This window comes from Streptomyces sp. DSM 42067 (assembly GCF_055792885.1).
The window spans coordinates 4,224,372-4,238,791 of record NZ_CM147706.1 but is presented as its reverse complement, the minus strand read 5'-3'; the positions used below and the strand labels follow the sequence as shown (position 1 = coordinate 4,238,791).

Below are 14,420 nucleotides of genomic sequence, written 5' to 3'. Positions count from 1 at the left end.
CGCGTCTCTGGCGTGTTTGTGGCCTGCGTGGGAGCTGCGTCTGGGGTGTTTGTGTGGGGCGGCCGCGCGTCTGGCGTGTTTGTGGCCTGCGTGCGGGCAGCGTCTGGGGTGTTTGTGTGGGGCGGGCGCGCTTCTGGCGTGTTTGTGGCCTGCGTGCGGGCAGCGTCTGGGGTGTTTGTGTGGGGCGGGCGCGCGTCTGGCGTATCCGGGGCCCGCGTGGGGGCCGCCTCCGGCGGGTTTGCCTGGGGCGGGCGCTCGGTGCCCCGTCCGTGTGTCCGGCCAGTGCCCGGTCTGGGCCTCGGCAGCTCGATGACCTGGCTCACCTCGAGCCCGATCGTGGTGGCCGGACCCTCGGCGGGGTGAGCGCCGCGGCCCGCAGCCAGTTGCTGATCCTCTTCCCCAACCATGGACTGTCCCTGTGGTGTCGGTAGGCGAACGGACGGACTTGGTAGGCCCGGTCCAGAAGCCGCTCGGCGAGGTCGGCGCCGTCCGGTGCGTCGGAACGCGCCGCCTGCTGGGCGAGGCCCAGGTAGAACCGGGACAGGTCGGTGCGCAGCTGCTGTTCGTCGCCGGGGAAGCCGATCCGCGCGGTGTCCGGTGCGGCGGACACCGCCTGGAGCTGCCGGGCGTCGACGGAGCGTCGCGCCAGCAGGTCCTGGGCGGCCTCCCAGACCTCCGCCTTCATCCGTACCCGGGCCTGCTCGTCGGTCAGGCCGTGCTCGTGGAAGAGCCGGGCGAGGCGCCGGAGCACCGCGGCCAGCTGCCCGGCGTCCTGCGCCCGGCTGACGCCGATGCGCACGGCGGCGGTACGGGCCGCTGTGCGGTGGCGCGAGTGCTGCGGCACCGCGTCCAGGGCCTCGACGGCGTACGCGTCGGCCTGCGGTCCGCCCTGTGCCAGCCGTGCCCGCGCAACGCCGAACGCCGCGCCACCCAGCGACGGATTGCGCAGGCGCACCGCCTCGTGGAACGTCAGCGCCTCATGCCGGCGCCCCAGCCGCTCGGCGCAGTAGCCGAGGGCGAGCTTCGGTGCGTACTCGCCGGGGATCGCCGCGTAGACCCGGTCGAAGTGGTCCCACGCCTCCTCGGCCTGGTCCCGCGCGAGGGCGAGCAGCCCCCGGTGCCAGTCGACACGCCAGTCATGCCGAGCGCGTCCGGCGCCGATGGCCGCAATGGCGAGCTGCAACTCGCGTTCCGCGTCGATGAGCTCGGGCTCCGCTGTGGACAGGCGTTCCGCATTGTCCGAGAGCGCCACCCTCAACTCGAGCCGACTCCGCAGCAGATGAACCTCCGCGGAGCCGTCCCATCCCTTCGTGTGCTGGAGCAACGCCGCCGGATCGGCGTCGGAAAGACGGCTCAGCCCGGCATGGTGCGCGTCGTCCGGATCCGGCCGGGGCACCGGCAGCCGCTGGGCCACGTCGGCCGCGGACGGCGCCGCGTGCAGGGGCGCCCGCGGCCCGTCGTCCTCGGGCGGAGCGGCCCACCGCGACAGCCGGGGCGCGACGCCGAGCGCGCCCTCGAGGGCGTGGGGCGACTGCAGGAACAGCGGTGACGGCTCGAACGTCTCCAGCCCCGTACGCAGCGACCGCAACTCCCGGAACACGCCCCGTAGTTGCTCCTCCATCTCACGTGCCGTCGCGAACCGGTCGGCCGGTTCCTCGCGCGTGGCGCGCCGCAGCACCCGGGCCAGCGAAGCCAGCCCCAGGCCCTGCGGCGCGGGAGCGGTCATGAGGAGGGCGGCCCGGACCGTCACCTCGTCGGGGCCGGACGAGGCGAGCCGGTCCAGGGCGCCGAGCGCGGCGAGATCGTGCCTCGACTCGCCAAGGCCGCACACGCCGCGCAGTGTCTCGCCGAGGCTGAACAGGTCGTCCTGGCTGGTGGAGGCGCCTGTCGCGGCGGGCACGGACGGCGCACGATAGCCGGTGGTCGTGAGGCCGGGCGCCCGCTCGCCCCGGATGCTCCCCACGTCGATGAGCTTCGTGGTGCTGCCGTCGTGCATCACGTTCTGCGGCTTCAGATCGCCGTAGACCTTCCTGCGGTCGGGCGCGTGCAGATGCGCGAGCGCGGACAGCACACGGACGCCGTACGCGAGGACGAACTCGTGGAACCGCGCGCCGCCGAACCGTCCGGGATCGCGGCACACCAGGGCCCGCACCTCTTCGAGGTTGAGCCCGTCCACGTACGGCAGGACGAGGAAGTCACCGACCCCGTCGTGATGCCCGTAGTTGAACACCGGGATGATGCCCTCGTGGTTGAGGTCGGCGAACGCCTGCCGCTCCTTCGCCAGCGCGTCCCGCGCGACCGCGGCCTGCACCGGCCGCAGGAACTTCACGGCCACCTCGCGGTCGTCGACCTTCGTGTCGAGCGCCAGATAGACCTCGCCCATGCCGCCATGGCCGAGCGGCCTGACCATCCGGTACTGCTCGGCGAGCAGCTGCCCGGACAGCGCGTCCGGGGCGCCTGGGGAGTCAGGGGCGCCCGGGGACACCGTCCCGCCCCGCGGCCTGATCTCGGGCAGCAGGGTGGGATCCGGGCTCTCGTCCGGAAGCTCGACGTCGGCGGTTCGGCCGTCACCCGGGCCGGACCCGGCACCGGCTCCGACGACGAACAACGGCTCGTCGTGCTCCTGGTGCCCAAGGTGCGCTTGGGGCTCCACGTGCTCCAATGCGTCCGGCTCCGGGACGGCAGAGGAGCTCTTCGCCACGGGCGCTGTCGGGTCCGGGGCGGTCGCCGACGAGTGGCGCCGTGAGACGGGGTCGACCCGCTCGCCGGAGACCCGGCAGTACCCGGATGGGGTGACCGTGCCGGGGCATCCCGGGTGAGGACACGGGGTCATGGCCCACCTGCCTCGCCAGTAGCCGGGGGTCCCGTATGCGTCGCGTCGGGGGGCCGTGGTGTCTCCGGCCCACCCTCCTGCCGCCCCGCTTCCCACGACCCGTCCCGCGTGAGCCGACGTACCACCCGGGCGAACGCCTCCACCGCACGTTCCGCGTCGGCGAGTGGGCAGGGACCGCTCATCAGCAGCTCCTGCGCGCGGCCGAAGGCGCCGACGGCGTCGGGGTGTTCGGCCAGGCCCTGCCCGTCGAGCCGCGCCTGCTGCGCGGCGAGCAGACCGCGCAGCCGCAGATGCGCGTCGAGTACGCCACGCAGCTCCCGCTCGGCGCGTTCCGCGCGCATCAGGCAGTTCTCCACGGCCTGTTCGGCGTACGAGAGCTTCTCCAGGAAGGCCGCCCGCTGCCTCTCCCGGCCGGGCGCCGGCAGGCGTGGCGCGCCCGGCGGACGCCGTCCCCCCGTGCCCGCCTCGCTCGCGAGCTGCACCGTCCACAGCCGGGCCCGCGCCCCGTACGCCGTCGGACGGGGCGGATCGACGACCCGACGCTCCACACGGCGGTACACGTCCCTGGAGCGCTCCTCGGTGGCAGCCAGCAGCGAGACGCGGTCGACGATCCGCTCGAGCCAGCGCTCGGCGCGGTCGTCCGGCAGCAGCCGGTGCGCCATCTCGTACGCGAATCCGTGTTCACTGCCGCCGCCACTGTCCCTGCCGCCGTCAGCACCGTCGTGACTGCCCCTGCCGCCGCCGTCGCGCACCACCAGCAGCAACCGGGCGCCGGCCCCGGCCAGTTCACGCAGGACCCGCACGGCCACGACCGGCTCGGTGGCGGACAGGTCGGCGCCAAGGACTGCGACGGCGGGACGGGCGCCGCGCTGCCGCGAGTACGCCAGCTGCCGGCGGAGGGCGAGCAGGGCCTCGCCGATCGCGGGATGCTCCGGCTCGGCGCGCTCCAGCGACGCGCCCGTCACGTCCAGGAACAGACTGATGCTGCCCAGGCGAGGCTCGATCCCGGCCTGCGACAGATGCGGGGCGCCGGCTGCCAGGCCGTCGGCCGGGTCGATGGGCGTCTCCGGCACACCATCCGTCGGCACCCCGTCCGGCGACCGGTCTGCGGCCCCCGGGTCCGCCCCGGACAACCGCCGCGTCCCCGCGTCCCCCTCCGGAGCAACCGACAGCTGCGGCGACTGCTCGCGGTCGGCCATGTTCAGCACGAGGTGCAGGGCGTCCCGGGCCCGGACGTCGCCCTCGCCGAGGAACAGCACCTCGATATCCCAGCAGCCGGGCTCCTCATGGAGCCAGCGCATGACGGTGCGCTGCAGGCCGTGCGGCCGTGCGGCGCGGGCGGCGTCCGGGGAGACGGTGTGCGGGGCGGGGATGGCGGGCGGCCCGGTGACGTAGGCCCTGCCGATGTCGCGGAAGTACTTGGCGACGGTCGCCGCCGGAATCATGTAGCCGTATCCCGCGCGCTCATCGGCCTGTACGACGATGCCCAGTAACCGTCCGGTCCCTTCCTCCAGGACGCCCGCCCCGCTGAACCCGCCCGCCAACCGCCGCCCCGGCTCGCGCGGATCGGCCAGGTCGATCTGCACCCGCTCGTCACCGTGCCCGCCGGGCCCCATACAAGCTCCCGTGAGCCACTGCCCGCCGGACCGCTGCTCCGGAAAACCGTCGATGAGGACGGGCGCACCCCGGTAGTCCAGCGTCCGGTGCAGTGTGACCGGTGACGGCACCGGAGCGGGCTCGTCGAGGACGAGCAGCGCGAGGTCCCCCTGTGCCTTCCCGAACGGCGGCACCCAATGGCCGTCCAGCACGGTCGCCGTACGGCGCTCGGTCCGCGGCAGGCCCTGCAGCAGAGGGAAGTCGACCTGTACGCAGTCGGGCCGCTGTCCCGTCTCCGGATCGCGGATCACATGGGCACAGGTGAGCACCCGGTCGGCGCCGAGCAGCACACCGGCACCGAGCACGTCACCACTGCCGGACACACCGCCTCGGCGCAGCCGGACCCGCCAACTGGCATGACCATAAAGGTCGGTGACTTCCGGGACCTCCTCGTCCGCATCCCCCTCCATGCTTCCTCAGGATAGGTGCCGGGTCGGACAATGACTCCTGAGATGCATGGGCAGGGACATGAGGAGGTAGTGCAATGGGGCACGGGACCGACGACGGCGCCGCGGTGGCAGGTCTCGCCGATGTGATGAGCCAGGTGCGGGAGGAACTGGAGGAGGCCCAGCGCAGAGGCGCCGACAGTCCGGTGCGCTTCAGCGTGGAGAAGGTCAGCCTCGAATTCGCCGTGCAGGTACGACGAGAGGGTTCCGGCCGGGCCGGCCTGCGCATCGGCGTGGTCACGGCGGGAGCGGGCGGCGCGCTGTCCCGCGACACGGTGCACCGCATCCAGGTGGAACTGCAGCCGCGCCGCGGCGACGACGGCCGGACCCTGGACGTAGGACGGGACTGAACCCTCGTACACCGCGACAGAATCCGGGCCACGGGCCGGACCACAAGGCCTGTGGCCGGCCCGTGGCCCGTGGCTGATCGTCAGGCGGAGACGGGAAGCACCTTCTCGATCGCCGCCACGACCTCCGCCGACTCCGGCTCCGTCTGCGGCGAGAAGCGCGCGACCACGGAACCGTCGGCGGAGATGAGGAACTTCTCGAAGTTCCAGCGGATGTCCCCGCTGTGCCCCTCCGCGTCGGCGAACCCGACCAGCCGCTCGTACAGCGCGTGCCGTCCGTCCCCGTTGACCTCGGCCTTCTCGGTCATCGGGAAGGTCACGCCGTACGTCGCGGAGCAGAACTCGGCGATCTCCTCCGAGGTGCCGGGCTCCTGCCCCATGAACTGGTTGCAGGGCACCCCGAGGACGGTGAACCCGCGTCCTGCGTACTGCTCGTGCAGCCGCTCCAGCCCCGCGTACTGGGGCGTGAGCCCGCACTTCGATGCGACGTTCACGATGAGCGCGGCCTTCCCGCGGTACTGGCCGAGATCGGCGGAGCCGCCCTGCAGCGCCCCGATCTCGACGTCGTACACGGAGCCGGACCCGTCGACGTCTCCGACGTTTTCCACAGCGTTGTCAGCAGTCATGGCCGGATGCTAACCCGGCCGCGTACTCCAGGGTCGGCGTGGGCAAGGTCAGGACCGCGACCGAGCGGTGCGAGCTGGACATCGAACTACGTCGAGCCAGAATCGAACCAGAATCTAACCCGGGAAATACTCTCTGTCGGGGATTTCGCATCGCACAGAGCTATTCAAGCAAACGACTCTTTCTGTACGTCGATACGGTCCCCTCATGCGAACCAAAGCAGCCGTACTGTTCCTCGCGGCGGGGATCATGTCCATGCTCGCGCTGGGGTGTGCATCAAATCCCCCAGCGAAGAAGCCGGGGACTGTGACACGGGAAGCCTCGGCACCCTCCGCACCTGTCTCGCCGAATCCCCGTAAAGGGCCCGCCGAGAGTCACAGAACGGCCGCTTTCCGCACATGGGGACTCGAACCGCTGCCCGCACCGCCCACCCCGCCACAGGTCAAGTCGGGGAAAATGTCTCTTGGTTCAGTGCCGGTAATCCGGGACGTCCCGGTAAAGGACAGGGTTGTCTTCCTGACCTTCGACGACGGCGCCGAGAAGGACCCTGAATTCGTCAGGATGATGCGGGACTTGCGCATCCCCTTCACCATGTTCCTCACCGACGCGGCGATCAGGAATGGCTACAAATATTTCAAGCCCCTGCAGGACCTCGGTAACGCCATCCAGAACCATACGCTGACCCACCCCGACCTCCTCGCACTCTCGCAATCTGCTCAGGCGAACGAGATCTGCGGTCAGCAACGGAGACTTGCCGAAGAATACGGAACGACCCCGCGATTCTTCCGGCCGCCGTACGGCAACTGGAATGAAGCAACCCGCGCTGCCGCAAAATCCTGCGGCATCGAAGCCATCGTTCTGTGGCGCGAAACCATGCAGATCACGAACCTGCGATACCAGCGGGGTGACGGAAAGCTGCAGCCGGGCGACATCATCCTCGCCCATTTCCGGGGCGCGAAAGACCTCAAAGGCACCACAGCGACCGAGATGACACTCACCTTGCTCCGGCGCATCCAGGAACAGGGTTTCACCGTGGCGCGCCTGGACGACTACCTGTGAGACGGCCCGGTTGCCGGAGAGGAGTCCTCGAGGGGAGGGCGAAGTCCTCGAGGGGAGGGCGGACAACGCGCCTTCGGACCTCGCGGCTGCGGTCATGCACTGCGCTGACGCAGCGCGGTGCCCGACACGGCGAGGACCGAGAGCAGGACGAGGGCGCCGGCCGGGCCCAGGACGGTCCAGGGTGCCAGCTCGGCGTACGGCTGGTTCTCGGACAGGAGCCGCCCCCACTCCGGAGTGGGGGGCTGCTCGCCCAGGCCGAGGAAGCCCAGGGAGGCCAGCACGAGGACGGCGGTGGGCAGCCGCAGCAGGGCGTTGCGGACGAGGGCCGGCACGAGCGCGGGCAGCAGATGGCGGCGGAGCAGGTGCAGCCGCCCGGCGCCGAGCGAGACGGACGCGGCGATGTGGCCGCTCGCCCGTTCCTGCTCGAGGAGCGCGGCGCTCTGGGCGGCGTAGGGACTCCAGCCGACCAGGCACACCGCGCACGCCGCGCCCCAGACGGACGGCCCGGTCACCGCGGTCGTCAGCAGTCCCGCGAGGACGGCCGGCATGGTTGCTGCCGCTTCTGTCAGACCCGCGCTCACCTGCGGCACCATGCCGAGCAGCAGTCCCGTGACGGCGCCGACGGCTGTCACGGCGAGCGCCACGCCCGCCGTGCGCAGCGCCCCGTGACCCAGCCGGGCCAGCAGATCACGGCCCAGCGAGTCCGTGCCGAGCGGGTGGGCGACGGAGGGCGGCACCAGCCGCGCCGCCGTGTCGACGTGCAGTGGGTCGCGCAGCAGTCCGGCCGCGACGAGGCCGAGCAGCACAAAGGCGCACAACCCGGCGACCCAGCGCAGAGAGCGTCCCTGCGGGAGGGCGGGGCGGTGCAGCGCGGGCAGGGCGCCGTCCCGGAGCGGACGGCCGAGGAGTGCGTGCCGCAGGGCCCCCACGAGGAGACCGGCGGCCATGCCGAGCAGAGCGAGTGCGAGCGTCGCGGTCTGCAGCAGCGGGAGGTCCTGGGCGATGGCGGCGTCGAGGGCGAGGCGGCCGAGCCCGGGGATGTTGAAGATCTTCTCCACGGCGACGGCGCCCCCGACCAGCGCCACGACGGTCGGCAGCAACTGCGGAAGCACGCCGGGCAGCGCCCGGCGCAGCGCGTGCCGGGCGGTGTGGCCGGGCGGGAACCCGACGGAGTACCACGTCCGCGCCCACGGCTCGTGGAAGGCGGCGGGCAGCGCCTGGTCGAGCAGCCCGCCGATCATCGCCCCGGACGGTATGCCGAGGGCGAGGGCGGGCAGCACCATGGACTGCGGCCCCTCCCAGCCGCTCGAGGGGAACCAGCCCAGCCACACCCCGCACACCGTGGCGAGCAGGGAAGCGAGCAGGAACTTCGGCAGCGCGGCCAGAACCGCGGGCCCGGTGCTCACCCGATCCTGCCGCAGCCGCCGCCGGGAACCCAGGAAGACCGTGCGGGCGCAGACCAGTCCGGCCACCAGGACGGTGACCGCGAGCGCGCCCAGCATCAGCGTGACGGAGACTCCGAAGGCGCCCGTCACCTGGGGCAGGACCGGTTCGCCCGACACCCAGGAGGTGCCCGCGTCCCCGCGCGCCAGGCCGCCCAGCCAGGCGGCGAGATGGGCGAGCGGCCCTTCGTCGAGGCCCAGTTGCTCACGTACGGCGGCCAGGTCCGCGGGCGTGGGATCCTGATCGGCGGAGCGTGCCCGCAGGACCGTCAGCGCGGGGTCGGTCCTGGACAGCCAGGGCAGCAGGGCGACGGCGGACACCAGCCCGGCGCCGGCGAGCACGCGGCCGGCCCCCGACCGCCACCGGCGCGGGCGGGCAGGGGCGAGGCCGTGGGCGACGCTCATCCGGTGCTACTTCAGGTGCGTGTCGAGGTCGATCAGGGAGCGCTCGCGGGGATCGAGGAGCACGCCTTCGACATCAGGGGCGATTCCCTGCACGGCCTTCTCGTGGACCAGCGGCACGACGGCATCGGTGCGCAGGATCTCCGCCTCCGCCCGCATGATCTTCTGCTGCCGCTTCGCCGTGTCGCTCTCCTCGGCGGCGGCCCTGATGGCCTTGTCGACCGCGGAGTCCTTCAGAGCGGCGATGTTGTAGACGCCGTCGGTCGTGTAGTCGCTGGCGAGGTAGGCGACCGCGTCCCCGGTGTCGAGGAGCGTCACCCGGGAGAAGACGAGCGCGTCGTACTTGCCGGCGAGGAGGTCGGCCTCCATCTGCGTGTACTCGCGTACGTCCTGCTTGACCGTGAACCCGGCCTTCTCCAGCTGCTGCTGGAGGACGCTCGCGGCCTCGGGCAGTTCGGCGCGGTTGGTGTAGGTGGCCAGGCGCAGCGTCTTGCCCGCGGTCCTGGACTCGACCTGTGCGGTGGTCGCGGCCTCGGCCTGGCCGGTTACCGTGACGCGCTGGTCGGCGGCCCAGGAGACGGCCGCTCCGAACAGGCCCTCGGCCGGGTCCGCGTATCCGCCGAAGACGGAGGCGACGAGAGCGGAACCGTCCACGGCCTCGCGGGCGGCGGCGCGCAGCGTGGCGTCGGTGAAGATGCCGCTGCCGGTGTTGAGGACCAGGCTGTCGGTGCGTACGGAAGGCACCTCGTGACGGGTGTCCTTGTCCAGCAGCTTCGCCTGGGCGGTGGGGATCCACTCGGCGATGTCGACGTCGCCGCCGCGCAGCGCGTTGGCCCTGGCGGTGCCGTCCGCGATCCAGCTCACGTCGATGCCCGGGGCCTTCGCCTTGCCGCCCCAGTAGCCGTCGAAGCGGGTGAGGGCGGCGCCGGTCTTGCCGCTGAGGCGGGTGATCTCGAAGGGGCCGGTGCCGGTGCCGACCGGGCTGACGGTGCCGTCCTTCGCGTACGCCTTCGCGGAGAGGATGGCGAGTGCGGGGCTCGCCAGCCGCAGCGGCAGCACCGGGTCGGCGCTCTTGGTGGTGATGGTGACGGTGTCGGCGTCCTCGGCCTTGGCCGTCAGGCTCACGTCGCTGAGGACACGGGGCTTGGTCTCGGCCTCGTTCGCGTGGTCCAGCGCGTCGACGACGGACTGGGCGGTGACCTCGGTGCCGTCCTGGAACGACGCCTTGCGCAGCTCGAAGGTCCAGGTGGTGGCGTCGTTCCGCTTCCAGGACCGCGCGAGCGCGGGTGCGGCGGCGCCGTCCTCGTCCAGGGCGGTGAGGCCTTCGGCGACGGACAGCTTGCTCAGCACCGTGGCGTCGTTGCTGTACGGGGACAGGGCCTGCGCCGGCGGCACGGCGAGGGCGACCCGCAGGCGCCCGGCCGCTCCCTCTTTCGAGCCCGCCCCCGAGCTGCTGTCGTTCTGGCCCGACGCGAAACAGCCGGCCAGCAAGGGCGTGAGGGCAAGTGCCGCGATGAGCCCGCGGGAGGGGGTGCGCATGTCAACGTCCTGTCGTACGGGCATGGGTGTGCCTCTGGCGTGCCATGTACGGCGGCCAATGGGGGCGTCAGTATATGAGGCAAGCCTTACCAAACTTACGACGGCTTGGTGAAGTCTCAACTACTGGACTGCTGCCGCCCGGGAACGACGGACCCCCGATCCCTAGAACTCCAGCCGTGCCGTTTCCGGCAGTTCGATACCGAATTCGGAGTCCAGCACCCGCCGCAGCTCCACCGGGTCCGTCAACTCCCGCTTCTCGCGCGTACCGTCGGCGCGCGTGATCACCAGGACGTGTCCGGCGAGGGCGAGATGGGCGTCGGGCGTGGTGCGCTGGGCGTAGAGGGTGTGCTGGAAGGGGGAGCGGGGGTTGGTCGCCACGTGCCAGTTGATGACCTCGTAGTCGGCGGCTTCGAACGGCTCCCGGGTGAAGGCGTACTGGTCGGACCACGCGCCCTCCTGGAACGCCTGCAGGACCCACAGATCCTCCAGACCTCGATGCGGCTCGCGGACCAGGCGGTGCGTGCGGCCGCCGCCGTGGACCTCGGAGCCGGCCGTCAGCGGGATGGCTTCGAGCAGGCCGCCGATGCTGCCGAAGCCGACGTCGGCGAGGTACTGCCGGGATTCGCCCGGCACGTCCACCAGGAGAAGCATGTGCGTACGCGGGCGGACGGCGCCCTGTGCGCCGACGCGGACGCGTGCGGCGAGGCGGGTGACGCCGAAGCCGAGCGCTTCGAGGACGGCGGCGAAGAGGGTGTTGTGCTCGAAGCAGTAGCCGCCGCGACGGCTACGGACCAGCTTGGCCTGGAGGTCGTCCAGCGCGAGGGAGGGCGCGGAGCCCAGGACGGGCTGGACGTTCTCGAACGGAATGCCCTGGATGTGGGCTCGGTGCACCGACCGCAGCGTCTCCGCACTCGCCTCACGCCTTCCTGACCAGCCGATACGCGCCAGATACGCGTCGAGGCCGAGCCGAGGTGCCTCGCTGGGGGAGGGGGCGGGGACGCCGGAGGTCGCCGGTGCGGTCGTGTGAGTCATGCTCCGATCGTAGGGACGGACGGCGGCGTCGACGTCGGACCAGGGGACCGGGCTGTTTGGACCGTGGGACCTAGGCGGTAGGCCTGGGCCGGTCGCGAGATTCGCTCCGTCCCCGCGGCACACCCAAGATCAACGTGCGGTGTCAAGATGCGATTTTGCGTGACGTGACGCCGGCCCTCATGGCCCCGCTTACTGGACCTCAGGCCCACCGCAAAGAGGTGGAAAACGTCCAGTGAAAGGCAGGATCACCATGCGTAACCTCGCGAAGCGGACTCTGACGGCAGGCGCCGCGTCCGCCATGCTCTTCGGCGGACTCGTGGCCGTGTCGAGCGCGCCGGCCTCGGCGGCCACCACGCCCAGTGCTCCAGCCGCGACCCATGCGACGCAGTCGCCTCACGCCATGGAGGAGTACGACTACGTCTGCTGGTCGTATGTGGAAGACGGGTACGGCAACTGGTATTACGAGGAGTACGACTGCTAGCAGTTCCGAAGACCCCGGACCTTGATCGGTTCAAAGGCCCCGGACCTTGATCGGTCCGGGGCCTTTTGCCGCTGCAGGCCGCTCGGAAACCGTTGTCGATCCGGAACGCGTCAGGCCTGGTCGCGCCCGGTCGCCCGGCCCGAGACTCGGGCTGTGTCCCGTCGCCGTATCACCACCGCCACCGCCATCGTCGCTGTCGTCGTCCTCGCGCTGAGTCTCGCGAGCGTGGTGATGTACGTACACCTCTCCGGTTCCTCCAGCGGCCACCCCAACCCGGGCATACCGCAGCGCACGCCGCCGGTCGAGTCGGACGGAAAGGCGCCGACCGTCGCCCCGGCCGTGTGCGCCGAACCGCCCGCCGCCCCGGCGCGCACCGCCCGGGCAGCCCCGCAACAGACGGTCAACCGCACGGATTTCAACGGCGACGGCTTCCCCGACATCCACCTCGACGCCTGGTACCGCCCGAAGGAGGGCGGCGGCTGGCTGCACCACCGCGCCCTCGTCCCCGGCTCGGCACGAGGCATCGCCCCGGCGGCCGGCGTCTCGCTGAGCCTTCCCGGACTCGACCCGGCCACGAGCACCCGCCCGCTGGTCGCGAACAGCGCCGCCCACCTCACCGGGGACCTGGACGCCGACGGCCTGGCGGACCTCGTCGTCCAGAACCTGTTCCACAACCGCGAGCGCTCCTGGACCGGACAGAGCATCGTCTGGGGCAGCCGGAAGGGCACGCCACGCATGGTGCGACTCCCCGCCGATTACCCGCTGTTCCCGGCGACCGGTGACTTCGACGGAGACGGATCGCTGGACCTGATCGGGCTGCGGGACGGCCGCGAGGTGCAGCCTCGGGGCTTCCACGAGCCGCGCCACTCGGCCTGCCTCACCATCCTCTACGGGCCGTTCACCCGCAGCGGCGCACCCCGAAGGACCGTCGCCGTCGAGGCGACCCAGGGTGGATACGTGGGTGTGTCCACCCTCGTCACCGGCGACTTCGACGGAGACGGGCGCGATGACGTGGTCACCCGCGGTGGGCTGCCCGTGCCGCCGGAGGATCAGGACGTGTCCGACTGGTACGACGAGGACCGCCTGCCCGGCGGCCTCGTGGACACCCGCTACTACCGCGGTACGCCCGCAGGGCCGGCCGTGGCCGCCCTGCCTGCCCGCGCGGGCAGAGCTCTGCCACTGCCGGACCGCGACCGGACCACACCGCTGCTCACCGCCGGGAAACTGGACGGCGACCGGTTCACGGACATCGTCCAGACCGACGGCACGATCCTGCACGGCGGCCCGCACGGCCCCGGCGCCCGCACCAGCCGACTCCCCGCCCCCTACGACACCGGGGGCGAGGACCCACCCGGAACGTTGCAGACCATCGGCTACACCGGAGGCCCCGTCCTAGCCGACCTGAACGGCGACGGCCAGGACGACCTGGTCAACCGGGACTCCCGCAGCAAACCGGCGGGCACCGTGACCATCTTGCTCTCCCAGCCGAACGGCGGCTACGCGCCGCCACTCACCATCGATCGCAACCGGCTCCACCTGCCCAGCCGTCCCACCCACAGTGCGGACGCCGACAACTTCGGCTGGGACGTCGCCGCTGCCGACCTCGACCGCGACGGTCGCGCCGAACTCCTCGTCGGCTACCGGGGCTTCTTCAAGCCCCGCGAGGAACACGGCTATTGGGTCTTCCCCGGAACAGCCGACGGTCCGGACATCAAGAAGGCGCGGTTCGTACCCGTACGGGAACTGGGCACAAGGTGACCGCTCCCGCTCTCTCCCCCCGCCGAAGGAAATCTCAACGAATAAGTGTTCCGCATCAGCCGGTCGGCTTGTCCGAGTGACCCCCGTTTGCGAATGAGTCCGCTGCCGCCTGGATCCCGGCAACGTACTCACGCCACCAAGCCTCGTCTCCCACCGCGTCATGATCCGGACCGGCGCGCCCGTCGATGAGCTCTCGCATCACATCGGCGTGGCCGGCATGCTGGGCAGTCTCGGACACCATCCGAATGAGCAGAACGCCCAAGGTCGTGTCGCGCTTTCCCTCCGGCCAGTGGGCCACCCACCCGGGGGTCTCCAGGTCCAGGTCCGCGATGGTCTGATCGCCGTGCGCACAGGCGCGTTTGTAGAGCCCGATCAGGTACTCGCTGGACTCATCGGGTGTCGCCCACATGTCGGCGCCCTGCCAGATCGAGCCGTCCTCGATCCACGACATGGTCTCGGGCGCCGGTCGCTTGAATGATTCACCGAGGTACTCGTACTCCACACCGGCCAGGTGCTTGACCATGCCGAGCAAGTTGGTGCCAGTCGGTGTCATGGGCCGACGCAGGTCGTACTCGCTCAAGTCCTCAAGCTTGCTCAGTAGCCCTGCCCTGCCAGCTTGCAGCTTGCGATGCAATTCCTGTTTGAGATCGAACACCCTAGCCCCTCAGTCTCAGTGGCCTTACTCGGCCTTTGTACACCCTGCCGGTGGGAACTGGAGCTCCGCCGAGAGGCGCCGCGCCATGCAACTGGCCCAGATGAAGGCCAAGTTGGAGGCGCGGTCCATGGCCTCAGCGCGCATCC

At 71.3% G+C, this 14,420-nt stretch carries 11 protein-coding genes; 4 read left to right on the top strand and 7 right to left on the bottom strand.

Annotation, left to right across the window (positions count from 1 at the left end):
* Window positions 1-319: 319 nt before the first annotated feature.
* Both ACSMXV_RS19490 and ACSMXV_RS19485 read right to left on the bottom strand, forming a co-directional pair.
* Window positions 320-2,833 (bottom strand): serine/threonine protein kinase, encoded by a 2,514-nt coding sequence (locus tag ACSMXV_RS19490; protein ID WP_473172650.1) that lies wholly within the window; start codon window positions 2,831-2,833, stop codon window positions 320-322.
* Window positions 2,830-4,899 (bottom strand): trypsin-like serine peptidase, encoded by a 2,070-nt coding sequence (locus ACSMXV_RS19485; RefSeq protein ID WP_473172649.1) that lies wholly within the window; start codon window positions 4,897-4,899, stop codon window positions 2,830-2,832. The genes ACSMXV_RS19490 and ACSMXV_RS19485 overlap by 4 nt, the downstream gene beginning before the upstream one ends.
* A 74-nt stretch (window positions 4,900-4,973) precedes the next feature.
* Between ACSMXV_RS19485 and ACSMXV_RS19480 the strand changes: the two genes are divergently transcribed.
* Window positions 4,974-5,285 carry a trypco2 family protein gene (locus ACSMXV_RS19480; RefSeq protein WP_473172648.1) on the top strand — a complete coding sequence of 104 codons (312 nt, stop codon included), beginning with the start codon at window positions 4,974-4,976 and terminating at the stop codon, window positions 5,283-5,285.
* Window positions 5,286-5,365: 80 nt separating this feature from the next.
* On the opposite strand, the gene ACSMXV_RS19475 is transcribed toward ACSMXV_RS19480, so the two are convergent.
* On the bottom strand, window positions 5,366-5,908 hold the full coding sequence (locus tag ACSMXV_RS19475) for a glutathione peroxidase (protein ID WP_473172647.1): 543 nt from the start codon (window positions 5,906-5,908) through the stop codon (window positions 5,366-5,368).
* Window positions 5,909-6,113: 205 nt separating this feature from the next.
* On the opposite strand from ACSMXV_RS19475, the gene ACSMXV_RS19470 reads away from it, so the two are divergent.
* The gene (locus ACSMXV_RS19470) at window positions 6,114-6,965 is read left to right on the top strand and encodes a polysaccharide deacetylase family protein (RefSeq protein ID WP_473172646.1); all 852 of its coding nucleotides are present in this window, start codon (window positions 6,114-6,116) and stop codon (window positions 6,963-6,965) included.
* Window positions 6,966-7,057: 92 nt separating this feature from the next.
* On the opposite strand, the gene ACSMXV_RS19465 is transcribed toward ACSMXV_RS19470, so the two are convergent.
* From ACSMXV_RS19465 to ACSMXV_RS19455, 3 genes are all read right to left on the bottom strand, one after another.
* Complete coding sequence (locus ACSMXV_RS19465) at window positions 7,058-8,812, bottom strand: ABC transporter permease subunit (protein ID WP_473178833.1); 1,755 nt, start codon at window positions 8,810-8,812, stop codon at window positions 7,058-7,060.
* A gap of 6 nt (window positions 8,813-8,818) precedes the next feature.
* The gene (locus tag ACSMXV_RS19460; RefSeq protein WP_473178832.1) at window positions 8,819-10,348 is read right to left on the bottom strand and encodes an ABC transporter substrate-binding protein; all 1,530 of its coding nucleotides are present in this window, start codon (window positions 10,346-10,348) and stop codon (window positions 8,819-8,821) included.
* Between the two features lie 162 nt (window positions 10,349-10,510).
* Window positions 10,511-11,380, bottom strand: a complete 870-nt coding sequence (locus ACSMXV_RS19455) for an arylamine N-acetyltransferase family protein (protein WP_473178831.1) — start codon at window positions 11,378-11,380, stop codon at window positions 10,511-10,513.
* Window positions 11,381-11,630: 250 nt separating this feature from the next.
* Between ACSMXV_RS19455 and ACSMXV_RS19450 the strand changes: the two genes are divergently transcribed.
* Both ACSMXV_RS19450 and ACSMXV_RS19445 read left to right on the top strand, forming a co-directional pair.
* On the top strand, window positions 11,631-11,861 hold the full coding sequence (locus ACSMXV_RS19450) for a hypothetical protein (RefSeq protein WP_473178830.1): 231 nt from the start codon (window positions 11,631-11,633) through the stop codon (window positions 11,859-11,861).
* 153 nt (window positions 11,862-12,014) lie between these two features.
* On the top strand, window positions 12,015-13,619 hold the full coding sequence (locus tag ACSMXV_RS19445) for an FG-GAP repeat domain-containing protein (RefSeq protein ID WP_473178829.1): 1,605 nt from the start codon (window positions 12,015-12,017) through the stop codon (window positions 13,617-13,619).
* A gap of 55 nt (window positions 13,620-13,674) precedes the next feature.
* On the opposite strand, the gene ACSMXV_RS19440 is transcribed toward ACSMXV_RS19445, so the two are convergent.
* Entirely contained in the window at window positions 13,675-14,274 is a 600-nt protein-coding gene (locus ACSMXV_RS19440) for a DinB family protein (protein ID WP_473178828.1), read from the bottom strand.
* Between the last annotated feature and the right edge of the window lie 146 nt (window positions 14,275-14,420).

Coding starts and splice junctions, on each gene's coding strand:
- ACSMXV_RS19490 (WP_473172650.1), bottom strand. CDS start 2,833: ATGACCCCGTGTCCTCACCCGGGATGCCCCGGCACGGTCACCCCATCC.
- ACSMXV_RS19465 (WP_473178833.1), bottom strand. CDS start 8,812: ATGAGCGTCGCCCACGGCCTCGCCCCTGCCCGCCCGCGCCGGTGGCGG.
- ACSMXV_RS19475 (WP_473172647.1), bottom strand. CDS start 5,908: ATGACTGCTGACAACGCTGTGGAAAACGTCGGAGACGTCGACGGGTCC.
- ACSMXV_RS19460 (WP_473178832.1), bottom strand. CDS start 10,348: ATGCGCACCCCCTCCCGCGGGCTCATCGCGGCACTTGCCCTCACGCCC.
- ACSMXV_RS19470 (WP_473172646.1), top strand. CDS start 6,114: ATGCGAACCAAAGCAGCCGTACTGTTCCTCGCGGCGGGGATCATGTCC.
- ACSMXV_RS19455 (WP_473178831.1), bottom strand. CDS start 11,380: ATGACTCACACGACCGCACCGGCGACCTCCGGCGTCCCCGCCCCCTCC.
- ACSMXV_RS19480 (WP_473172648.1), top strand. CDS start 4,974: ATGGGGCACGGGACCGACGACGGCGCCGCGGTGGCAGGTCTCGCCGAT.
- ACSMXV_RS19485 (WP_473172649.1), bottom strand. CDS start 4,899: ATGGAGGGGGATGCGGACGAGGAGGTCCCGGAAGTCACCGACCTTTAT.
- ACSMXV_RS19450 (WP_473178830.1), top strand. CDS start 11,631: ATGCGTAACCTCGCGAAGCGGACTCTGACGGCAGGCGCCGCGTCCGCC.